Source organism: Flavobacterium sp. 120 (assembly GCF_003633605.1).
GTDB classification, from domain to species: domain Bacteria; phylum Bacteroidota; class Bacteroidia; order Flavobacteriales; family Flavobacteriaceae; genus Flavobacterium; species Flavobacterium algoritolerans.
The window spans coordinates 2,315,205-2,339,369 of record NZ_RBKZ01000001.1 but is presented as its reverse complement, the minus strand read 5'-3'; the positions used below and the strand labels follow the sequence as shown (position 1 = coordinate 2,339,369).

Genomic DNA, 24,165 nt, shown 5'->3' with positions numbered 1-24,165 from the left:
CAAATCTCAACTTTCATACAAACGTAATCTGTTTTTAGTGGAAACAAGCTCATTTTGCAAAGCATCAATTTTTTGTAATAGATTAAACACCACATCAATTCCCTCAGTATTAAGATCTAATTCCTGATGGATGCGTATCATTTTCTCTATTTCATAGATGGCATCCGGATCGATATATTGTGTTTCTTCGATTGTTTTTATTTCGAGTAAACCCATTTCGCTGAGGTTGTCAAAAAAGGAGAGTTCCACTTTATAATGAATGCATAATGCAGGTATCGGTATGAGGCTTTCTATGTTCATGACGTTCTTAACTTTGCGAGTTCCGTAAATAATTCTTTTTCTTTTTCAGTAATATTTGTGGGTATTTGCACTTGATAGGTAATGTATAAATCTCCAAACTCACCTTCTTTTTTATAAACTGGAAATCCTTTTCCTTTCAGTTTTACTTTTGTTCCGTTTTGGGTTCCGGGTTTTACGGTTAGTTTTACTTTTCCGTCAAAAGTATCTGCGGTGATATCGCCTCCCAATATGGCAGTATATAAATCTAAGGAGACAGTGGAGTAGAGGTTGTGCTTGTCTAATTTAAAGTTGGTATGGTTTTCAATAGTGAAAGTGATGTATAAATCTCCTTTTGGGCCACCGCCAGCGCCTTCACCACCAAGCCCGCTAATTTTTATTTGCTGCCCATTTTCGACTCCGGCAGGAATAGTAATACGGATGTTTTTGCCGTTAATTGTCAAGGTGCGTTTGTGTGTGGTGTACACGTCTTTTAGGTCAAGATGCAGTTCAGCATTAAAATCCTGCCCCTTGAATTGTGCACTACGACGACCTCCACCTCCTGACGAACGACCTCCAAACATAGACTCAAAAAAATCAGAGAAATCTCCGCCACCACTGAATCCGCCAAAACCATCATGTTGACCACCTCTATGGTACTGCTGTTGTTGTTTTGATTTTTCAAATTCCTCCGCATGTTGCCAGTTTTCGCCGTAGTCATCATATTTTTTACGATTCTCGGCATGGCTCAATACTTCATTGGCCTCATTGATTTCCTTGAATTTTCTTTCGGCTTCCTTATCGTTGGGGTTTAAGTCGGGATGGTATTTACGGGCCAGTTTTCGATAGGCCTTTTTAATCTCGGCTTCGGTTGCTTTTTTGTCCACTTCAAGAATCTTGTAATAGTCTATAAATGCCATCTGGATTGTTTTTATATAATTTGTAGGCTTTATTAATACTTTAATTGAAGGTATTTACTGTTTAATGAACTCACAATCTGCTTTGATTTGTACTTCATCACTAATCATTTTCGAAGGGAATTTGGAACCTACATTAAATTCTGAACGTTTTAAAATTCCGCTAAACTGAAAGCCTGCAGTAATTGCTTTTGATTGTTCATTCACTATAGTTCCTCTATACCACATAGTAATTATTGCCGGTTTTGTGATTCCATGCAATGTGAGGGTGCCTACAAGTTTGTATTTATTCTTCCCGATTTTTTTTATGGAGATGCTTTTAAAAGTCATTTTAGGATATTTTTCCACGTCAAAGAAATCAGCACTTCGTAAATGATTATCCCGCATTTCTACTTCGGTGTCAATAGAGGCAACATCAGTCGAAAGCTCAAATACAGCATCACTAAAATCCGTTTTGTTAGTTGTTGCGGTTATCTCAAATTTTTCGAATAATCCCGCTATATCCGAAATACCATGATGCACGGTGCTAAAAGTAAGTTTTGAGTGCATTGGATCTGCTTTCCATGTTGTTTGTGCCAGCAGAAAAGTTGATAAAAATAGTGTTGCGATGATGGTTGTTATTTTTTTCATGAGGTATCAGTTTTAATTATTTGATAGGTTATAAAGATATCCGGAGTTTGTAATCTTACTTTTATCAATATCAATTTGCATGAAAAAGACAGCACAAATGATTGTAATTTTTAAACATTTTGCGCTATCAAATTTAACTAATTTCCAGGTATTAAAATAGGAATAAACAGCTTTATTTCAGGTGTTTATAAAATAAAAAAAACTCTAAAAGGAGTTTTTATGAAACATTTTTTTACCAAGAATGTTTTTCAATTCTTATATTGGTAGTAATTCGTCTTCCATAGCTTTTAAATCCTGTTTCTTTTTTAGGTCTTTCAATATAGATTTATACTCTAAAAATTCGATGTCTTTTGGATTTATTTGTAGCACAAAATTTATTTTCCCCAACAAATGTTCGAGATAATTTTTTTGGTTAATTTCTTTGTATTCGCGGTGTTCCTCGAAACCAAATTTCTTAATATAATACATGGCTTGTCTTAAATCATTGCGTTTGTGGAATGCCACTTGCGGTTTTTCATTCACAACAATTCCAGTCACGGTTTGGCGCGTATTGGCCGTCATGAGTTTAGTCTTGTTTTTATTGATTCGAAGGTTTAATTTTTCAACAGTTTCAATAACTTTATGAAGCAGTTTATTTTCATCAAAATCCCCCGAAAAACTCATATCGTCAGCATAACGGGTATATCTTATTTTATGCAATTTGCAGTAGGCGGCAATCTCAGCATCGGCATCTTTAAAAATTAAATTCGAAAGATATGGGCTTGTGGGTGCGCCTTGAGGCAAAGTTCTGTCTCGGGTACATAATTTGGAGAGGAGTCTCGATACCATTTTAGAATATCCCAATTGATGAAACTCTTTTTCAACTAATTCAATGGTAATTGATTGGAAGAAATTTTCTAAGTCTAATGTATATACTTTAGGCTGATTTTTATGAAATTTCAGGTTTTCAATAAGGCTTACATTGGTTTTGTATGCTTTCGCAAAAGGGCTAATGGGAACTTTATTGAGGATATTTCTCAAAATCCAGAGTTGGATTTCTTTCAAGCTCGGAAGCGGTTCAGAAATAAGTCGTTTTGTGCCATTTTTTTTTGAAATCTCAAAATCACGATAAAAATAGCGAGGATAAACAGCCGCTTTTTTTAAGTATTCTTTCTTGTATCCCACCAGAAGTGATAAATGGGTTGGATTGTAAATAACTGGTACGTCATGAGAGAATAATACTTCGGCATAATCAAGACAACGTTGAATATTAGGCAGCGAATAGCCTAGTTTATGTGATTTTTCGGTAAAGGTTTCTTTGTATTGAGTAAAATCCATAGCGTTGAAATCGTTAATGGAGTAGGGACTATTCTGTCCCTAACCCCGATTAAGAATACCGGTTTAAAAGTTCGGAGCTCTGCGGAGAATCTTTTAAACCTGGTGCTTGAAAGAACATTCAATTACAGAGCAGTGACTCACGGCTCCGATGTTAACCTGAGCTAACAAATTTCTTTGAGAAATGAACTAAAAAAATAATTCATCCTGACTGGGAATAAACACTATTTTACTGCTTAATTTGGGAATTTTACTCTCCAAATCCTTTTGAATCCAATCCTCTTTTTTTTTAGTTTTTAGTCGGTGTGGTTCCATTGCTATTTATTTATAAAATGCTTATTATTAATGTTTTAAATGATTAAAAATCACATATAAAGTTAATTAAAAATAATTTATTAACAGTACTAATAGTGATAATTTTTTCAACAATGATTTTGATTTTAGAAATAGAATATACTTTTTTGTTTTGGCACAAAAAAAGACTTTCAACCCTTGATTTCTATTCTATAAATCAATTATTGAATCGCTTATAGGGAGTATAGGTGACAATTATTTCTATTATTCGGGTAACGCAATACGAAAGAAAGTTAATGGATTTTGTAAATAGATTGTTCTTAGTTTTGAGTGATTGGGGCGTTATGCTTTGGCATTGAGCAATAATTTCGATGAGGTGTGCTTGAAACATTTTAGAAAATAAAGGAGAGTTTATTTCAACATTCATTTCAAGGCTTCCATACGAACTTAAATTATTTAGATTAAATGATCCTATTGTGGTCCAATTGCCATCTATTACTGCCACTTTTCCATGTAAGACGGATTGGTCCCATTCGTACAATTCAATATTATAGTTAAGCAGTTTGTCATAGAGATAGCAGGTAGCGCGCCTTGTGAGCGGTAAATCTGATTTTCCGGAAAGAATTAATTTAATTTTTACCTTATTTTTAGATGCTTTTTTCAAGGCTCGAATGATTCGAATCCCTGGCAGAAAATAACTTCCCACAATAATGATGTCTTTTTTCGCATTTCTAATGGATTTTATATACCCATCACAAATCTCATTTTTGCCTTTTAACCAGTCATTCTGAAGAATGCGAACCATGGCATCTTCCTGAACAAGAAACGAAGATTTTATTTTGCTGTTGTGTAAGTGTCTTTTTTTGAAATAGATATCGGTACACAATTTTTGAAGCGGTTCGGCAATTTCTCCTTTTAATTGAACAGCATAGTCGAGCCAAGGTGCTTCTGTATCCGAACCACAATATTTATCGGCTACATTTATACCGCCAATAAGCACGACTTTTGCATCAGCAACAATAACTTTTCGGTGTAGTCTTCTGCCTAGGTAAAAAGTATAGGTTGAAAATAAAGGAGCAAAAAAACGAATGTTTATGCCGCTTTGTCTCATTTCTTTTAGTATTTCTGAGGGAAATGATAAAGACCCCAAACCATCCAAAAGGACATAAACCTGAACCTTACGTGAAGCGGCTTCTTTTAATGCTTTAATAATTCTATTTCCGGTTGTATCGTTTTCAAAAAGATACATTTGCATGTGAATTTCAATCTGTGAATTCCGAATAATAGCCTCTAATCGAGAAAAATAATCTTCGCCACTGTAAACAAGTTCCAGATTTTTTGGAGCAATAAGGCTATTTTTACTTTCTATCATGGGCTTTATTTATTTTCACTTCGTTTATTAAAAGAAATTCCATAAGATTTTCAACATCCAAAATACCAACAACTTTATTATTTTCCATAACGAGCATTAATCTAGATTTATTGAGTTGAATGAGCTCAAAAACTTTTTCTAAAAGAGAATCGCTGTCGAGGTAAACTAAATTTCGGTCCATGACGTTGTAAATAAATTCATCATCTCCTTTTTTTGAAAGTGCCATAATAATTTGGTCCCGATTCAGTGTTCCTACCGGAATACCTTCTTCAGTAATCAGGAAATTCTTGTTTTGGCTGTCCAATACTAATTCAACTGCTGTTTTTACAGTATCATTTGCATCAATCGTTGGGTATTGTTTCATGACAACATCATGGACTTTAAAGCCTTTCAAGATGAATTTAGACTCCGTATAATCTGCTTCAACCTGAGCTCCAATAATGACAAAAATACCGATAAAAACTAAAATCGGAGAAGTGAAAAATCCAAAAATAATGAATCCCATTGCCAATAGTTGTCCTATCCGTGCCGAAATTCTTGTGGCAACATGCCTTTGTAACTTGAACGATAACAGCGCCCGTAAAATCCTGCCGCCATCCATAGGGAATGCGGGGATTAAATTGAAAAGGGCCAACCAGAAATTGACTAAAAAGAAATTAAGAAAGAAATTATTCGCGTTCACGCCATTAGATAATTCTGCCATTAATTGTTCTGAAGTATCCGGAATCGTAATGAAAATCCCTGTGATAAAGGCCAATGTAATATTTACCAAAGGCCCCGCAAAAGCAACTATTAATTCTTCGGATGGTTTTTCTGGTAATCGTTCCAGTCTGGCCAATCCGCCAATGGGTAAAAGGGTGATGTCTTTGGTTTTTATGTTGTAATTTTTTGCGGCTAAAGCATGACCGAGTTCGTGTAATAAAACAGTAACGAAAATGCACAAGATAAACACCACAGACCATATTATTTGAGTAACATTTTGCCCTGATTTGTAGTTCATAAAAATGATAAACAGAATAAGTAAAGTGAATGTCCAGTGTATGAATATTCCAATACCAGATACTTTTCCGAGTTTAAAGGATCCTTTCATCTTTTGAGTTTTTAATACTGCTATCCGCAGCATGATTATAAAAAACAGACAAACAATAAAATATTCTATTCGTTTACAAATGATTTCAAAACGGGTATCAGTTCACTTCATTTCCAGAAATACCATTATAGGCCCAGGCATTCAAATTCGCAATTGTAGTGTGTGCAATTCCCTCTAATGCCTCGTTTGTCAAAAAACCTTGATGTCCGGTAACCATCACATTAGGATGGGAACGTAGTTTTAAAAACAAATCATCATTTATTGGAGTATCAGTATGATCTTGAAAAAATATTGGTTTCTCTTTTTCGTAAACATCTAATCCTGCTGCGCCAATGGTTTTATTTTCGATTGCTTCTAATAAGTCTTTTGTATTTACAATTCCTCCACGGGCAGTATTAATAAAAATCACTCCTTTTTTCATTAATGAAAATGTGCTTTTATTAAACAGATGGTTTGTTGTTCCATTGAGTAGATAATGAACGGATATCACATCAGCAGTGGCACATAAATCTTTTAGTGAAACGTAAGTAATTGGAATTTCATCCATGAGTTCCTTGTTTTCCTTAATATCAAAGGCTATTATTTTACAACCAAAACCATGCATTATTTTTGCAAATACAGCTCCTATTTTTCCAGTTCCTACAATACCTATTGTTTTTTCATGCAAATCAAAACCCACCAAATGATCCAAACGATAATCACCAATTTGCATTAACGTCTGACCTAAAACCAGTTTTCTGTTTAGTGCCATTAACAAGGCTACGGCGAGTTCAGCTATGGCGTAAGGCGAATATTCAGGAACATTAGCCACTTTCATCGCTAATGATTTTGCTCGGGCCAAATCAACATGATCGTAACCTACGGAACGCAGGGCAATATATTTGACGCCACAAGTATATAGTTTTTGCAATACTGTCTCTGAAGCATCATCCGAAGTAAAAAGTGAAACAGCATCAAATCCTTTGGCAAGGGCTGCGGTACTTTCATTCAAAGGTTGCTCCGTAAAAACTAATTCGTGATTACCATGCGCTGCTTTTTCAAGGAAAGCCTTATCAAAACCCAATATGCTATAGACTAATACTTTCATTTTTGCTGTTTTTCATTTCTAAAAAAATACTTGTTAAGGTAGTGAATTTTTAGCAAACTTGTTTCAGTAATTTCAATTCTTATTTTTAAATTTAATGAATATAAGTTGTTTTTAATCAGCAGTTTTAAAGAGCAAACGGATGCTTATGTTGCTTCTAAAATTGGTGTTTTTTATCAAAAAAATTAATTCCGATAAAGCATCTTTTTTACGGCACTTATGATATCATTTTTTTGAGGAATGGCTGCTTCTTCCAAATGTGCAGGGTAGGGAATAGGGACTTCAATACCACACAATCGTTGTACAGGAGTATTTAAATTATAAAAGCCGTTTTCCATAATACGCGCGCTCACTTCCGAGGAAATACTCACAGAGCGCCAGGCATCTTCTACTATCAATACCCGATGTGTTTTGGCAATCGAAGCCAAGAAAGTAGCCTCATCTAATGGTCGCAAAACCCGTAAATCAATTACTTCTGCATCAATCCCAACGGTAGCTAATTCGGCAGCAGCCTCTAGACTTTTATACACTCCGGTTCCGTAAGTGATAATCGAAATGTCCTTTCCTTCTCGTAACACTTTGGCTTTAGTAATATAGGCAATTGGCAAATCAGTCGCTATTTCTTTTTCGAGATTAAGCAACATCGTATATTCAAACAATAACACAGGGTCAGGACTTTGCAGGGCGGCATACAGCATACTTCTTGCATCTTCGTGCGTTCCTACTGATAGGACAATTAATCCTGGAATGTGTGCATAAAAAGGTTCCCAACTATGCGAATGTTGTGCTCCCAACTGGCGTCCAATACCGCTTCCCATTCGTATAATTAGAGGAACATTCAATTGTCCGCCGGACATGTGCTGTAAAGTAGCTGCATTGTTCACGATTTGATCCATTGCGAATAGACTGAAATTGACTGTCATTATTTCAATAATGGGTTTCATACCAGCCATTGCTGCTCCAATTCCTGCTCCAACAAAACCGGCTTCTAAAAGTGGGACATCCATAATGCGCTCTTCTCCAAATTCCTGCAATAACCCTTTGCTTACAGCAAAAGCTCCTCCATAGCGGCCCACATCTTCGCCCATCAAAAAGACGCGTTTATCATTTTGCAATGCTTCGCGAAGGCCTTGATTCAAAGCCTCACGATAGGTGATGGATTGTGTGGCCATGTTGCTTTTCATGAGAAGGATTGATTATTGTTGTTTGCTTTTCCAACGTTTTAAAGCGGGTAAAATATTTACGGCTTTTTGAATCATATAACTGGGAAGTTTTCTTTTTTCCATATAGGTTTGTACAGCATTTTTCATGTCGTCCAGATTCATTTCCGGATTTTTAAAATCACTGTTTACATAACAATACTTGCAATAATCATTGCTTTTGATACCGTTATTTTCGGTTCCTTTTAGTTTGTCTGCATGAAGAGGCATACCGCAACTTTGACAAAATTGGATGTCTTCCATTCTGTTTTCTTTTAATGAGTTTAATGTAAAGTTTTTCATGGTGTTTTTTGATTTTAATGTTTATAGTTTAAATTTCGGTGTAAACAAATTTTGTCAATTGCTCTAATGGTTCCCGAGCGCTTTCTTCGGCAAAATCCAGTGCTTTCTGAATTTTTGTTTTTATTTTACTTTCAAAACCAACAATCTCACTTTCCGTAATCCATTGTTGTTGCAAAAGAAACTGCTCAAATTGCGGAATCGGATCTCGTCTTTTCCATTCCTCCACTTTCTTTTTAGCACGGTATAATTCGACATCAAACATGGAGTATGCCCTAAAACGATAGGTGTTACAAATCAGTAAACAGGGATTTCCGGTACTTTTTATTTTTTCTACAGCCGCATTTGCAGCCTGCATTACTTTTATTAAATTCATACCATCAACGGCTGAAGATGCAATGCCTTTTTTTTCTAATTCAGCTACAGTATGCGAATGTCGGACTGCGTTGCCCTTAGCATACAAGTTATTTTCACAGACAAATAAAACAGGAACTTTCCAGAGTGCCGCCAGATTCTGAGCTTCTTGAAATTGACATTTGGTAATGTCATCTTCGCTAAAGAAGCAACAGATAATGTTGTTTTTCTTTTGTTTTTTGGATGCCAATGCCATTCCAACAGCTATTGAAAGATTGCCACTCAATACAGTATTATTTCCGTGAAAATTTTTTGAAGCATCAAAAAGATGCATGGAGCCACCTCGACCTCGGCTGCAGCCTTCTATTTTCCCATACATTTCAGCCATAATTACATCAGGATCAATGCCACGTGCCAAAGCATGACCATGTTCCCGATAGGTACTCAATACAGTATCATTATCGGTTAAAGCCTGCATTATCCCTACTGCTGTGGCTTCTTCACCTATGTATAAGTGCAGGAATCCTCTGATTTTGGCTTTAGTGTATAACTCAGCAGCTTTTTCTTCAAATCGCCGAATGAGCAGCATTTGATATAAAAGTAAAAGTCCTTTTTTCGCATCCATGAATTATCTTTTTTGAATCAGTTTTTGACTCGTTATTTTACTCTTGTGCTACTATTGAAATCTAGTACTCGGATAATTATGCTCTGTTTTTTTGGAAATATTTTCTGAATGTTATTCTAGAAGGAATTGCCAAGTGGAACAAGATTATACTCAATAATTATTTCTGGCTCTAACCGAATGGTTGTTTTAATGGCATTTGAAATCAAACAGGCCTTTTCACTCAACTCCAAAATATGTTTTGCCCGTTCTGGTTTTTGGGAATAATGGATGACGAGTTTGGGTTGAAGAATGATTTCGGTTATGGTATGTTTCCCATTGATTTTATCGACAATACAAGTCGATTTACTCTCAAAACTTATAAACTGCAGTTTTGAATTTTCGGCAATCGACAGAAAAGTAGTTAATAGACAACTGTTTATTGCAGCAACAAACAGGTGCTCTGGAGACCAAATTTTATCCATTCCTTTCGGGAATTCAGGAGGTGTCGCGACTTCAATATTTTGAAGCAAAACGGGAGAACTTAAGATCCCTTTCCTTTTGTCGGACCATTTTAGATTTACTTCGTAAGTATACATTCTATACATTTTTTAGTGGTATTAAAACTCAAAAATTATTGTGCGACAAATCCGCCATCTACTGCCATTGCATGTCCAGTTACAAATGAAGCTTCGTCTGAACACATCCAGACCACTGCATTTGCTATTTCTTCGGGTTTGCCAAAACGTCCTATTGGCTCTAAACCTGTAAATTGTTCTATTGCTTCTTTCGTTTTTCCGGTAAGTCGATCAATCATTGGTGTTTGTATCACTCCTGGGCAAACGACATTTATTCTGATTCCTAGTTTAGAACATTCTAAAGCTGCTGTTTTTGATAATCCAATAACGCCGTGTTTAGACGCTACATAAGCAGGTAAACCAGCGAATCCAACTAAACCGGCTACAGATGCACAGTTCACAATAGCTCCTTTGCCTTGTTTTACTATTTCGGGAATCTCATATTTCATGCATAGCCAAATTCCTTTTAAATTGATACCTATTGTTCGATCCCAGTTTTCTTCGGTGCAATCTTGTGTAATAGCGGATATTCCTTCAACACCTGCATTGTTATAAGCATAATCCAAACGTCCAAAAGTGGCAATAGTTTTTTCAACCATCGCTTTTACGTCTTCGGTTTTTGAAACATCGCATTTGATAAAAATGGTTTCGGCACCTAAATCCTTGATAAGACGCATTGTTTCACTGTTTTCTATCCAATCCACGACAACTACTTTAGCTCCTTTTTGGGCGAAAGCCAAGGCAGTAGATTTACCGATTCCGGAGGAACCTCCCGTCACGATGGCTACTTTATTTTTGAATGTTGCTTCCATAATTAAATCGATTTACATTAGAATTTTTCTTTTTGTTTTCTTTTCCGCTTCCAAAATATTTTCAATTCCTTTTATTAGAGCATCTGGATTAAACGAGATACTGTCAATGCCTTCGTTCACTAAAAATTTCGCAAATTGGGGGAGATCGCTCGGAGCTTGTCCGCACAATCCCACTTTTATTTCAAAACGTTTGGCCACCCGAATCGTTTCTTTAATTAAAGATTTGACAGCAGGATTTTCTTCGCTGAACAAATAACTTACCAGTGCGGAATCGCGGTCTAAACCTAATGTGAGTTGCGTTAAATCATTGGAACCAATAGAAAATCCGTCAAAGAGTTTTGCAAATTCATCGGCCATTAATACATTACTCGGAATCTCAATCATGACATATACCTGTAATCCGTTGATGCCTTGAACCAATCCGTTTTTAGACATTTCGGTAAGTACATTTTCACCTTCTTCAACGGTTCTGCAAAAAGGAATCATCAGTTTTACATTGTGCAGTCCCATTTCGTTTCGTACTTTTTTCATGGCTTCGCATTCTAAAGCAAACCCTTTTCGGTAGAAATCACTGTAATAACGCGAGGCACCACGGAAACCAATCATCGGGTTTTCTTCATCGGGCTCGTAATATTTCCCTCCGATGAGGTTGGCATATTCGTTACTTTTAAAATCACTCATTCGAACAATAACCTCTTTTGGATAAAAAGCGGCGGCAACAATTGCTACAGCTTCAGCCAGTTTATCAATGAAATAGTTTTTAGGATCTTCATAGCCTTTTGTCATTGCGGCTATTTCGGCAATAATTTTCTCATCTGTTATTTTTTCAGGTTCGCACAACGCCAACGGATGAATTTTGATGGTATTCGAAATGGCAAATTCCATTCGCATCAAACCCACGCCCTGATTGGGATAATGGCTTAACTCAAAGGCTCTTTCGGGATCGGCAAGAATAAGCATGGGAGCTGTTTTAGGCATTTCAAGTTTACTGAAATCCTGTTCTGATACTTCCCATTTCAATTTTCCATCGTAGATGTTTCCTTCTTTGCCTTCGGCACAGGAAACGGTGATTTCCTGACCATTTTTTATAATAGAAGTAGCATTTCCGCAACCCACAACGGCAACTGTTCCAAGTTCTCGGGCAACAATCGCTGCATGGCTGGTACGTCCGCCTTTGTTGGTGATAATTGCTGAGGCTCTTTTCATGATGGGATCCCAATCCGGATTAGTCAAATCGGTTACTATGATTTCCCCGTTTTGCAATAAATCGCCTTCTTGTGGACTGTTTAGAATACGCGCTTTTCCGGAAGCAATTTTATCGCCAAGCGCAATTCCTTGCGTCAAAAGCGTGCTTTTTTCTTTGAGTTTGTAAATTTCCCGAACTTGTTTATTGGCTTTTCCATGTACGGTTTCCGGTCGGGCCTGAACGATGTAGAGTTGGTTATTCAAACCGTCTTTTGCCCATTCAATATCCATTGGTTTTTTATAATGTTTTTCAATTTTAGAACACCATTGAGAGAGTTGAATAACTTCTTTATTTGTTAGCGAAAACTGATTTTGTTTTTCGAAAGAAGTATCGGTGTTGATAATGGTATTTTCTGCCGATGAGGTTGCTGATTTTTCAGCATAAATCATTGTGAATTCTTTTCTCCCGCACTGTCTTTTCAGAATGGGATTCAAATCCAGGTTTTCTAAAGTAGGTTTAAAAATCATCCATTCATCAGGCGTCACTGTTCCCTGAACAATATTTTCCCCTAAACCCCAACACCCGTTGATGATGATGGTGTTTTCGAAACCGCTGTCGGGATCAATGGTAAACGCTACGCCGGACGAAGCTTTATCGCTTCGTACCATTTGCTGTACGCCAACAGAAATTGCAATGTCTAATGCAGCAAAACCCATGTCATGACGGTACTTGATGGCTCGATCTGTAAACAAGGATACAAAACAGCGATGAACGGCATCCAATAATTGTGTAGCACCGTTGATGTTTAAAAACGATTGCATTTGGCCTGCAAAACTCGCAGTTGGTAAATCTTCAGAGGTAGCACTGCTTCGCACGGCCACATCAAGGGTATTGCTGTTGGATTGTTCACTAAGGGATTGGTAGGCAGCGTAAATTTCATCCCGAATTTCGTCCGGAATGGCAGCTGATAAAATAAGGCTTCTGGCTTTTTCTCCAATGGAAGAAAGATTGGAATAGTGTTGTGTATCTAATGAAAATAATAAATCCTTCAATGGTTTTTCCAGATTATTCATTTTCCTGAAAAGACGATATCCTTCAGCAGTAACTGCAAACCCATTAGGAATACGAATCCCTATTGGATTGAGTTGATTGTACATTTCGCCGAGAGAGGCGTTTTTGCCACCAACTTTACCAATGGCATCAATACCAATTTGGTCAAAAAACAGTATGTATTTGTACTTCCCCATTTCGTATGTTTTTTAAGTATAAACAGACCATTATTGGTATGCTAGATTAGAAACAATAGAAAATTACTGGGGCGGATTTTTTAGTTAATTAGGATAGTAAATTTTGTAATTCAGAAGTAGGTTTGAAATTTACATATCAAGTTTAAAAGATGAGGTAGTAGGTGTTCCTGCCTGTTTAAACCAATACTGTAAATTTAAACAAATAATTATTTCATCGGTACAAAAAACATACTTTTTTTCAATATTTTTTATTTTAAGTATTTAATATACAGTTGTTTGTGTTTTCTTGAGTTAAGGTTGTACTATTTGTTTTATTGCCTTTTGCATCAGCAAAAAAGGTGAGACTATTGTTTCATTTGGATATGAGAATAACTACTGTTTCTCATGGAAACGCCTCCTAGTCTGGAAGTATAAAATCCTGATAGGTTTAAGCCGAAATACTTTCTGATTAAGATTAAAAAGATAATAAGTTTGCGCATCTTGTTTAGTTATTTCAATACAAAAGCGGACATTGATAGTTGTTTTTTAAATCAATATAGAATACCTAGTATTTTTTGATTGCAAATAATGTTTTAGATTATGTAAATAATTCTTTTTTGTTTTCTTAAAAGTTGGAGTAGAATTAAAATGTAAATAATAGCTGTAGCAGATCAAAAAAAAAGCCATCAAAATTACTTTTGATGGCTATAGTTGATTTATTGGATAGAGAGAATTTTTTTATCTCTTTATAAAAAATTATTGTTTAATCAAGTATTTGATATCTTTAACTTTACCATTTATAGCGATTTTCAAGAAATAGTATCCTTTATTCAATTCTGAAAATTCTAATTTTGTAATTGATTTTCCAGCTTTAACTTCTTGACTGCTTTGTTTTTCAATCTGTCCGTTGAAGTTATAAAGTAAAAAGTCAACCTTTGTGTTTTCAGAAATGTTAATGCTTACATCTACACTTTCTACGAATGGATTTGGAAATACATTTACATCAGTTATCGATACGGAATCTTTATTTATTGATGCACAATTACCTAAACTGTCTCCATGGGCTAAATGGCTTGCAACAGCATTTTCATCAATACAAATTGTTTTTCCGTTATGACATATTTCCACTTTTGGATTTTTTGAATTACTACCACAACGCACATCAATTACATTGACAATCTTTTCTGTGGCAGATATACAACCGTTAGCGTCTTTCACAATTAGTGTATATGTAGTAGTTGCCGTAGGACAAACTGCAATACTACTTGTAGTTGCTCCATTGCTCCATTGATATGTATAAGGTAATACTCCTCCAGTTACTGTACCGGCAGAAAGTGTCGTGCAGGAAGCATTAGTGTAACCATAATATACATTTACCTCATTTGTTGATGGAATAGTAATCAATGAAGGCTCAGTTATAATGAAATTAGCAGTCAATTTATTGTTTAAAGCATCTTTTACATTTACAGTATAAGTTCCTGCATCAAGATTATATACGGAGTTTGTATTTGTAATTTCATCAGTACTCCAAGTATAGGTGTATGGTGCAATTCCGCCTGAAACAGAAACAGCAGCAGTACCATTAGCTTCGCCATTGCAAGTAATATTTGTTGCACTGCTAGCGTCAAGAGTGAATTCTTTTAATTGCAATCTTACAGAAACTGGAAAGTGGTCCGAAGCTGTTTTAGTATAATCACTTGTGTAAAATTCATAATGTACTCTAGCGGATTCATTGATGTATAAATGAGCAAGTTTATTAGAAACTGTTATATGATCAATCATGTTTTCATAAGTAACATACGATCTAAAGCCAGCTTCACTCAATGTTTTAGTAAGTACATTAAAATTAGAACTGTCATTTACATAATCTTCATAAGTAGAAACTGTAGTTGTTACATCAGATACTGTATAGTCAACATCATCGTTATAATCTCCTAGTAATACTAAGTTTGCATCGGGATATTGTGCACTCAATGTGTCTTTTAGAACTTCTACATCAAACTTACGCATATCATACTTGCTTTGCGCATCACCACTGGTATTTGCTCTTGCATGAAGATTAATAATATTGATTTGTTTTTGATTACCATCAATTGTAACATTTGCAGTCATCATAAATGGCAATCTACCGCTTGCAAAAAATCTAGATTTATCTGCATCAGGATAATTTGCAAGTGCTGAAACATCGCCACCATTATAAAAAGGATGAATGGTTTTCAAAAGCACCTTGGTATTCAACGGAGTTACTGTTTTATTTTTATAAATAAATCCAACTTTTTGTTTTGGACTACTAAAATCATTAGGATATGACGTAGCCTCTGATAAAACATAACTGTAATCATTCATTTCGCTAACCATCTGAGCAAGCAAAGCATCATCAGAGATTTCTTCTACAGCATAAATATCAGCATCTAATTGCTGTAAAACATTTTTGACAGCCGCTTTTTGTATGGCATCAGAGTTGGTGTTTCCTGCTGCAGGCGAATTGGTTTCATCACCAAACCAAGCGATGTTCCAAGTAGCGATATCCAAAGTTTTTTCTTTTGAAATTGCTAAATCATTACCAGTTTGTTCATATTTATTTGCACAAGGTAAGTCAGTTCTCATTCGAGGTAATAGTTGTTGAGTTGCAAAATAGTTCCCCACAACACCTATTATTTCTGAACAATTTTCTGGTTGCGCAAAACCTGTAAGATCATTTACATCTGCATCGATTCTCAATTGAGCTGTTCCACTAGCATCCGTAATATTAGTGTTTGAATTACCAAACATCATGGCGCCAGGCTTAGGAAAAGTCGTGTTTTCAATGCGAACTAATTCAGCAGGGTGGTTTGCCATTTCACTCAAAGTGATAGTAAGAGGCACAATAGGTTGATTAGGTAATCCATTATTGGTAACCGCACTTACAGGACTTATTTGTACTTGTTCACTGAAAGAACTTCTAGTTCCTGTAACTGTGATAGAATCTCCTATTTTAAAAAGTCCAGTTCCATGAACCGATTTGTCAAAAACAGCTATCGCTCCTGTAGCATCTTGTAGGTAAGCTGATCCTGCAAATTGGTCAGAAACGGTTAAAACTCCAGTTACAGTTACAATTTCTCCATCTGTTTTTGCTCTAGCTTCAGCAATTGGAATAACTACCAGTATATCAGAAGCATTACCAAAAAACTGTCCTTTATTTATAGCTCCAAAAGTATTATTGACTGCTTGCCAAGTAAAATCAGCATAAGTAAATCCTACTCCGGTTAATTGTAATGAAGTTCCTATTGTCGCAGTACCTGCTTCAGCAATACCTATATCCGTACTTTTTATTCCTGCAGCAGGACCATTAGTAGCAGTAAAAGTACCTTCGTAGCTTAAAAATTGAATAACTTTTCCGGAAGCATCTACTAATGCAATTCCGTCAGGAGCACCATTTTGTAATCCAGCAATGCTTACTGATACAGTACCATAACCATTTAATTGATCTGGAATAATTCCGGATAAATTTCCTGTTGGAGTATAGCTAGCTCCTCCTGTTCCATTGTAAGGAATGATGCTCCATCCTGTTAGATCAGTTCCTGAGTAACCAGCAATTTCTACTGCTTCACCAGTATCAGTTCCCGCATTGTCATAATGGATTTCATTGATAAAAACTAATTCACCAAATTTTTCTCCCTTGTTAGGTTTTCCAAAAGTACTTGGTGCTGCTACCCATGTAAAATCAGCATATTTAGTTCCTTTACCAATAAGCTGAAGTGAATTTCCAACAGTTGCAGTACTTGCTTCAGCTATACCAATATCAGTGCTTGTCATTCCTGCAGCAGGACCATTGCTCGCTGTAAAAGCACCTTCGTAACTTAGAAATTGAATGACTTTTCCCGTTGCATCTACTAATGCAATTCCGTCAGGAGCACCATTTTGTAATCCTAGAATAGCAACTGATACTGTTCCATATCCGTTTAATTGATTTGGAATTGTTCCTGATAAATTTCCTATTGGAGTATAAGAAGCGCCACCATTACCATTGTAAGGGATGATTTTCCATCCTGTTAAGTCGGTCCCTGCAAGCCCAGCAATTTCAACACCTTCTTCAACATCTGTTCCTGCATTATCATAGTGAATTTCGTTTATAAAAACAGCTCCAGCTGGAGTAGGTGTAGTATTATTTAAGGTAGTTATACTAACCACATTACTAGCTATTGAAGCGTTGTCATTAGCATCTAATGCAATCACTGTTAAGGCGTAAGTAGTATTTGGTGTTAAACCAGTAAGAGTAAAACTAGTGGCTGTTGTAGCTGCTAATAATGTACCTCCATTATAAATTTCAAAAGAAGCATTTGATGTTCCTGCTGTCCAAGATAAAGTTGAAGTAGTTGCAGTAAGATTAGTTGCCACTAAATTTGTTGGTGGAGTAAGAGGCTCGGCAACCATTGCGAATGATTGTCCGTTATTGATGTTTCCATAGGTGCTTGCAACTGATGTTTGCCATGTAAAATCACTGTATTGATTTCCAGATCCTTTCAACTGTAATGATAAGCCTATTGATTCGGTTCCAATTTCAGAAACACCAATATTCGTACTTGTCATTCCGCTTGCTGGACCATTAGTAGCAGCAAAAATTCCTTCATAGCTTAAAAATTGAATTACATTTCCTAAGTTGTTTACTAATGCAAGGCCATCTGGTACTCCATTTTGTAATCCATTTATAGATACAAAAACAGTTCCAAATCCATTAGACTGATTCGGAATTATACCTGATAAACTTCCTGCAGGAGTATAAGATGCACCACCATTTCCGTTATAAGGAATAATGCTCCAACCTGTTAAATCGGTTCCAGCTGTTCCAGCAATTTCAACACCTTCACCTACATCAGTACCTGTATTATCATAATGAATTTCGTTCATGAAAACAACAGAAGTAGTTGGAGTTGGTGGTGGTGTACCAGCTAGAGTTTTTACAGCTACGTTATTACTAGCGTTTGAAATGTTTCCAGCCGCATCAAATGCTTTTATGGATAAAGTATAATTTGTATTAGCTGTTAATCCAGATAAAACATAATTAGGGGTTGAAGAAGAAGCAATTTGTACTGTTCCGTTATAAATTCGGTATCCTAAAACGCCCACATTATCTGTAGACTGAACCCATGTTAATGTAGTTTCTGATGCGGTTGTATTTGTGGCAACCAAGTTAGCGGGTACAGACGGAATTTCTGTATCCAATTGAATACTGCCATCAAATCTATTTTGAGCTTGTGGCCCACCCCAAATTGCTGTCGCAAAAGCAGGATTATCAATAAAAGGGTTTCTGTTTCCTTGAACTCCTTCTAATATTGTATTTCTATTAATTTCTACTTGGGAAACTGGATCTTCTGCACTCCATTCTAGTAGAATATCGGTCATATCAGTACTGTAGTTCTGTGAGCTTACAGTAACTACACTAGGAAGACATTGTGTACCATAATGCAAATACATGTACATAATCATACGGGCAACATCACCTTTCCATTCATCGCCAGGATAGAAGATATTGTTGACTAATTTAGCATTTCCAGATCCGGCACCAAAAGGATAATTGTTTCTAGTTGCATTAAAATTTACATCTGAGGCTCTTAGATGATGTGCATCACTTCCTGGGCCTTCACTTCCTAAATTAGGATTTCCTAATGATCTAGGGAATACATGTTCTCTATTCCAGTCCCCTTGGTTTCCACCATTTTTATCTTTGGAGCGGGTTCGGTCATTTGTTAAATCAGTATCACTGTCATTATAACCATAAATCAGTAAAACTTTCGAAGGATCGTTAGGATCTAAATCAGTTTGTTTCAGAGCATCCCAAACTCCAGGGGTATAAGTCAAATAAGTAGAATGGGTTGAAATGATTAAATTTGACAGGCTTGTTTTTAAGGCATTTCCTGTTTGGCTAATGTTAGTTCCGTTATAATAAGCAGGAACTTGAGCATTGGAAATAAAACTTAAAAAAATAAATACAGCTACAAGAAAGAACTGTGTCTTTAAGTAAAATTGCTTCATAATTGTTTTAATAATTTGTTGGACTGTAAAACTATAAATATTACTTTTCTTATTTACTGAATACTATTAACAAATTGTTAAAATTATTAACATTTAATATTGGTTTATAAACGTTTATTTAATAGAATTGATAAATAATTAGTTATTTGTTGATTCAAAGTATTACTATTATTTATTAGTTTGTCTGTAGACATAATATAAAAGAAGAAAATCTATAAATAATGCTTCTTTTTTTGAGTAAAATTAAATTTTTTTAAAATCGATCAAAACAGAGATTGTAATGTTGTACCGTAAATTAGTAAACATAATAAAGTTGAAGATTTAAAAATTATTTTGGATTATATAAGTGAATGGATTGCCCCACTAATTTCCATTGTCCTTTTATTTTTTCTAATAATCGAATTTCATAGGAAAAAGTTTTTTTGCCATCCTTAGCCGTAGATTCTTCGTCATGGCTTACCCAGGCGCTATTTCCATTAATACTCATTTTATAATTTGTATTTACAGAAAAACCGCCATTTCCCATGGCATTAGGATTGGTGTTAATCATAGCAGTTGGCGGAATATCAAGTGTAACTCCATCAGCAGTAGAAATTAATATTCGGCTGTACGGTTGAATGTGCCAGCACTCCGTATGACCTTTACTATCAGCAGCTCTCCATGTTGCGGATTCTTTTTCCAGTAGTTTTTTTATAACTGCAGCTTCGTCAATCTTTTGACTATAACTTGCCATGTTGATAATTAGGATAAGAAAAAAAGATACTGTCCACTTCATATTGTTCGTGTTTTTTTGGTTTGGAATAATTGCCTGACTGTTTTAAGGCTAATTTAAGTAAATATATTGTTTTATACCATAAAAACAAACTACTGCTCAGTTGTTTGCGGTTTAGTGTAGTTGTTTAATTGTGGTTTTAAATGTCTCAATTTGTCTTCTGTGACGTAAAATATGAACTATTGCATGTTCCATTAATTGTTCGATGTCATAAAGTTGTCCCCAAGAAGTCCTAATTTTCTTTGAAGCATCCCATTCTTCAAGTGCATCATCATCAATAGCTGCAAATGTTTCCTGTGTGAATTTTAGAATTTTATTTAAATCATTTATATAGTCAGCAATGGAACTCCGATTTACTTTTTCGGGACGTAAAGTATTCTTGTTTTTAAAATTCTGAATGTAAACACAATAAGAATATCCGGAACTCACCACATGCGAAAGTATCGTTTGAATGGATTTGCAATCCGGATTTGTCGTCGCATGATCAACTGTAAATGTTAAGTCCTCCTCTGAAATATCATGAATTACGTGCTGCAATTCAATAATCGCTTTTTTATATTCAGCTAATAATGCGATAACCGCGTTTTGATTGTTATTCATTTGTTGAATTAAAGTCTTTATACTCTTACTTATTCATTTCCTTTTTTAATCCATTTTCCAACTTCGGGAGCGACATAATTTTCCATTTTATCAAGCAAATCTGCGGCATTATCGCTCACCAGTATCATTTGCTGATTGGTTGGTTTTAGAAAACCTTTATCGACCATGTTTGCAACAAATTCCAACAGCAAATCATAAAAACCATCGACATTCAAAATTCCGATTGGTTTTTTATGAAGCCCAAGTTGCGCCCAAGTCAGCATTTCGAAAAATTCTTCCAGAGTTCCAAATCCGCCAGGCAAAGCAATTATGCCATCGCTAAGTTCATTCATTTTGGTTTTTCTCTCATGCATACTTTCCACGATGAATAATTCGGTCAATCTATCGTGTGCGATTTCTTTATTCATCAGAAAACTTGGTAAAACACCAAATACTTTTCCGTTATGATTTAAAACTCCATCTGCAACACTTCCCATAAGACCTACTTTTGCACCGCCATAAACGAGTTCATAATTATTTTCGGCCATTATTTGTCCCAGTTTGAAAGCTTGAATTTCATAATTTTTTTTGTTTCCAAAACTGGATCCACAAAAGACAGTAATTCTTTTCATGTATAAAATGTTTCTTATTTATTTTTATTTGATAGTTTGTAGGAAGACTAATTTAGATAATTTTGGATTAAATTAAGCCTATTGCCCAAATCAGTTGTAGAAGCTGTTAGCGGTTCGGTTTTTCTATTTCCAATAGCTTTTCGTCAAACCAGACATCTTCATATCCATTTTCGCTTATTATAAATCTAAATCCTACGTCAAGTCCTAAATAGTCAATCAGTTTTGGTTTTCTCTGCATTAAATGTTCAGCACAAATTGGTTGAAAAAAATTATCGTCTTCCGAATATTCTCCACTCCAAATAAACCAACAAACTTCGCCTTTTTTGGTTCTATGTCTTAATCCATTTAATGTGCCTAAATCTAAATTTTCTGAAATACCAATGTTAAGTGTTTTATTGATGGGCTTCCAATTTGAGCCATATTTTTCACAAATTTCTTTTTGTTTTTCAATGTGGACATTCCAATTGTTATAAATCATTAATTCGTCAACATCATTTTCAAGCCTGTTTTTCCAAAGCTTCATATTTACTTTGTTAATAGGAAAGTTTATTTCTTCATTATCCCATTCGAAAAGCGTTTCAGAAATTATTTCGTCATTTTCATTCCATTCTACTTCATCTGACATGATTGCATCAAAAGCAAAAACTGATAAATCATTTGAATTGATTTCATCATTTAAAAATTTGTCACATAATTCTATTAATTGCTTTCTTTCGATATTCATATTTTATCGTTTTTCATTCGACTCTTTAAACTGACCGCTAACGTTCTGTTACACCAGCGGATTTGGGACTAAATTAAGCGCATTCTTCGGATTTGACAAATTCTCAAATACAAAACCAACTCTCCATTAAGTCTATTGCTCAAATCTCGTTAAATCGCTGTTAGCAGTTGTTTTTACAAATTGCTTTTGATATTAATGTTATAAAATGATGCTATATGCTTTGCAATTTTCTCAGCTTCTTCTTTGCTGTTAGTTCTATATAGAGTCTTAATTTGATTTGTTTCACTAAATAAATTTATTAAAATTATTTCACCAGTTAAAGTCGCAGATGCTGCTAAAGGTTGATATTTATTTTCAATTTTCTGTTTCACTTTTGTTTTGAGTATCGAGATATAAGCAATCTTTGGATAAGTATCCCAAAAACCTATATTGATACTATATATTGAAAAAATGTTTCTAAACTTATTTTCATCAAATTTGATCTCGATACCATCTGTAGAAGCTAAATATAATCCTCCAAAAAAAGAAAAAAAACCTAGAATGAACTTTAATCCAGAATTTATATCAATTAAAAATAACAGAATTATAAAAATTAATGACAAAGTTCCTGCTATTTTTCTGAGCATAGAGATTTTCTTAATGTGCAAATAATTTCTCATTGTATGGGATTAAAATAACCGCTAACGTTTTCGGGCTTGGCGAAGGTGGCGATTTTCACCACAAATGTTGATACGGAGAACCAAACTTTGATTAAACACGAATGTGTTTGCGGAGCACTGAAACGCCACTTTTGCCAAACCCGTGTTATGCGATGTTTTTATTTCCATAGTCCTGCTGATGTTACGAATGAACAAAGTATTCCGCAAAAAAATAAGTTAATTATTAGCGGAATGTAAATTTTGCTTTTGTCACTATGGGTTATCATTTTTATGTAACAAAAAAGCAAGGAAATCGGAACAGTGAAAAGGGTAAGCCAACTAAACCATACTGAAAAAAAGAACAATCCAGATAATACCGTTGTTGTCCAAATCATCGGTGTTGCATATTTTGTCAATGTAGTTTTATAGAAATAAACAACCAATCCAATTCCTAAACTCCAGCAAGTCAAAATTGAAAGCAGGATGTAGGAAGAAATTTTATTGTCTGTGTTTCTTGTCAATGCCCAAAAACCCGCTATTAAGGTCATTAGAATAGAAATTGATAAAAGTCCATTTAGTTTTGCTTGGAATAACCCATCTCCTAAAACCATCTTTAAATCGCCAGTATTCCAGTTCCAAAATTTTAATGACCTGTCACCTGAGGCACTGATTAGTTGGTTTTTGCTATTAAATGAAAAATCGTCTACTGAATTTAAATTGTGTCCTTGAAGTGTTCGTATTAAAAATTTTTTCTGCCAATCCCATATTTCAATGTCGCCACCCCAAATACCAGCCACTAAATACTGTCCATCAGGTGTAAATTTAAAAGTACTTACTTCACAAACGGAGTTCTCTTTTTGTATATTAAGAATCGATAATACTGCACCTGAATTTAAGTCGATAACCCTTAAGATACTTTTATTTATATCATTAATCGCAATCATATTTTTTTGAGGGTTAAAAACTGGTGAACCACAAAACTTTCCAACCACTTTTGTTACTGATAAGGATTTCAAATCAAAAAATGTCAAGTGGCAAGAACTATCTATATAAGCTAAAACATCTTCTTTATTTATTGAAAAGTTGGTGTTATTTACACTAAGTTTTTTTATTAAGTTTCCATTTTTCCAATCCCAAATGAATATTTTGTCGTCATAGCCTGCACTAATGATATATTTGTCTGAAATACTGAATTTAACTTTGTTTACTCCTTTAGTGTGTCCATTTAATGTTTTGATAGCTTTTTTATCTAACAATGACCATACTTTAATTGATTTGTCAATGCTCCCGCTTGCAAATAGCTGTCCACTATGTGAAAAAGCGACTGTCTTAATAGCGTCAGAATGTCCAACTAATCTGTCTGTACATTTTCGGTTGTCCCAAAGTAATAATTCATTTTCACTTGCACTTACAACAATGTCTTGTTTGTTATTGTCAACGGAGTAAACCCAAGATTTGTGTTTTTCAAATTGTCCAGTATTGAATGCGTAAATCATGTACCCAATTGTCAAGATGATAATTGAGAATAAAAAAAGAGATATTTTGTCGTTAAGGTTATCTCTCATAAAATATCGT

The 24,165-nt window shown here is 35.0% G+C and carries 20 protein-coding genes; all 20 read right to left on the bottom strand.

The window, feature by feature from the left end; genetic code table 11:
- Nucleotides 1–6: 6 nt before the first annotated feature.
- Nucleotides 7–300, bottom strand: a complete 294-nt coding sequence (locus tag C8C87_RS09970) for a chaperone modulator CbpM (RefSeq protein WP_121342498.1) — start codon at nt 298–300, stop codon at nt 7–9.
- Nucleotides 297–1,196 carry a DnaJ C-terminal domain-containing protein gene (locus tag C8C87_RS09965; protein WP_121342497.1) on the bottom strand — a complete coding sequence of 300 codons (900 nt, stop codon included), beginning with the start codon at nt 1,194–1,196 and terminating at the stop codon, nt 297–299. Before C8C87_RS09965 ends, C8C87_RS09970 begins: the two co-directional genes overlap by 4 nt.
- Nucleotides 1,197–1,250: 54 nt before the next feature.
- Entirely contained in the window at nt 1,251–1,823 is a 573-nt protein-coding gene (locus C8C87_RS09960; protein ID WP_121342496.1) for a YceI family protein, read from the bottom strand.
- Between the two features lie 255 nt (nt 1,824–2,078).
- The gene (locus tag C8C87_RS09955; RefSeq protein ID WP_099714825.1) at nt 2,079–3,140 is read right to left on the bottom strand and encodes a reverse transcriptase domain-containing protein; all 1,062 of its coding nucleotides are present in this window, start codon (nt 3,138–3,140) and stop codon (nt 2,079–2,081) included.
- Nucleotides 3,141–3,648: 508 nt separating this feature from the next.
- Nucleotides 3,649–4,803, bottom strand: a complete 1,155-nt coding sequence (locus C8C87_RS09950) for a phosphatidylserine/phosphatidylglycerophosphate/cardiolipin synthase family protein (RefSeq protein ID WP_121342495.1) — start codon at nt 4,801–4,803, stop codon at nt 3,649–3,651.
- Nucleotides 4,790–5,893, bottom strand: coding sequence for a site-2 protease family protein (locus tag C8C87_RS09945; RefSeq protein WP_158234593.1), 1,104 nt, complete (start codon nt 5,891–5,893; stop codon nt 4,790–4,792). Before C8C87_RS09945 ends, C8C87_RS09950 begins: the two co-directional genes overlap by 14 nt.
- Before the next feature lie 97 nt (nt 5,894–5,990).
- Nucleotides 5,991–6,980 carry a 2-hydroxyacid dehydrogenase gene (locus C8C87_RS09940; protein WP_121342493.1) on the bottom strand — a complete coding sequence of 330 codons (990 nt, stop codon included), beginning with the start codon at nt 6,978–6,980 and terminating at the stop codon, nt 5,991–5,993.
- Between the two features lie 182 nt (nt 6,981–7,162).
- Complete coding sequence (locus C8C87_RS09935; protein ID WP_233550027.1) at nt 7,163–8,161, bottom strand: alpha-ketoacid dehydrogenase subunit beta; 999 nt, start codon at nt 8,159–8,161, stop codon at nt 7,163–7,165.
- A 12-nt stretch (nt 8,162–8,173) separates the two neighbouring features.
- The gene (locus tag C8C87_RS09930) at nt 8,174–8,479 is read right to left on the bottom strand and encodes a zinc ribbon domain-containing protein (protein WP_199074777.1); all 306 of its coding nucleotides are present in this window, start codon (nt 8,477–8,479) and stop codon (nt 8,174–8,176) included.
- 28 nt (nt 8,480–8,507) lie between these two features.
- Complete coding sequence (locus C8C87_RS09925; protein WP_121342492.1) at nt 8,508–9,455, bottom strand: thiamine pyrophosphate-dependent enzyme; 948 nt, start codon at nt 9,453–9,455, stop codon at nt 8,508–8,510.
- Between the two features lie 116 nt (nt 9,456–9,571).
- The gene (locus C8C87_RS09920; RefSeq protein WP_233206876.1) at nt 9,572–10,030 is read right to left on the bottom strand and encodes an OsmC family protein; all 459 of its coding nucleotides are present in this window, start codon (nt 10,028–10,030) and stop codon (nt 9,572–9,574) included.
- A 35-nt stretch (nt 10,031–10,065) separates the two neighbouring features.
- Nucleotides 10,066–10,821, bottom strand: a complete 756-nt coding sequence (locus C8C87_RS09915) for an SDR family oxidoreductase (protein ID WP_121342491.1) — start codon at nt 10,819–10,821, stop codon at nt 10,066–10,068.
- A gap of 12 nt (nt 10,822–10,833) precedes the next feature.
- Nucleotides 10,834–13,254 carry a phosphoenolpyruvate synthase gene (ppsA, locus tag C8C87_RS09910; RefSeq protein WP_121342490.1) on the bottom strand — a complete coding sequence of 807 codons (2,421 nt, stop codon included), beginning with the start codon at nt 13,252–13,254 and terminating at the stop codon, nt 10,834–10,836.
- 735 nt (nt 13,255–13,989) lie between these two features.
- Entirely contained in the window at nt 13,990–19,245 is a 5,256-nt protein-coding gene (locus C8C87_RS09905) for an endonuclease (RefSeq protein WP_121342489.1), read from the bottom strand.
- Between the two features lie 328 nt (nt 19,246–19,573).
- Entirely contained in the window at nt 19,574–20,020 is a 447-nt protein-coding gene (locus C8C87_RS09900; protein WP_121342488.1) for an endo-arabinase, read from the bottom strand.
- A gap of 111 nt (nt 20,021–20,131) precedes the next feature.
- Complete coding sequence (locus C8C87_RS09895; RefSeq protein WP_121342487.1) at nt 20,132–20,617, bottom strand: DinB family protein; 486 nt, start codon at nt 20,615–20,617, stop codon at nt 20,132–20,134.
- Between the two features lie 29 nt (nt 20,618–20,646).
- Nucleotides 20,647–21,228: a TIGR00730 family Rossman fold protein gene (locus C8C87_RS09890; RefSeq protein ID WP_121342486.1), complete on the bottom strand. Its 582-nt coding sequence runs from the start codon at nt 21,226–21,228 to the stop codon at nt 20,647–20,649.
- 106 nt (nt 21,229–21,334) lie between these two features.
- On the bottom strand, nt 21,335–21,952 hold the full coding sequence (locus C8C87_RS09885; RefSeq protein WP_121342485.1) for a hypothetical protein: 618 nt from the start codon (nt 21,950–21,952) through the stop codon (nt 21,335–21,337).
- Nucleotides 21,953–22,125: 173 nt separating this feature from the next.
- Nucleotides 22,126–22,611 (bottom strand): hypothetical protein, encoded by a 486-nt coding sequence (locus tag C8C87_RS09880; protein ID WP_147402367.1) that lies wholly within the window; start codon nt 22,609–22,611, stop codon nt 22,126–22,128.
- Nucleotides 22,612–22,769: 158 nt separating this feature from the next.
- Nucleotides 22,770–24,155, bottom strand: a complete 1,386-nt coding sequence (locus tag C8C87_RS09875; RefSeq protein ID WP_121342483.1) for a WD40 repeat domain-containing protein — start codon at nt 24,153–24,155, stop codon at nt 22,770–22,772.
- Nucleotides 24,156–24,165 lie beyond the last annotated feature (10 nt).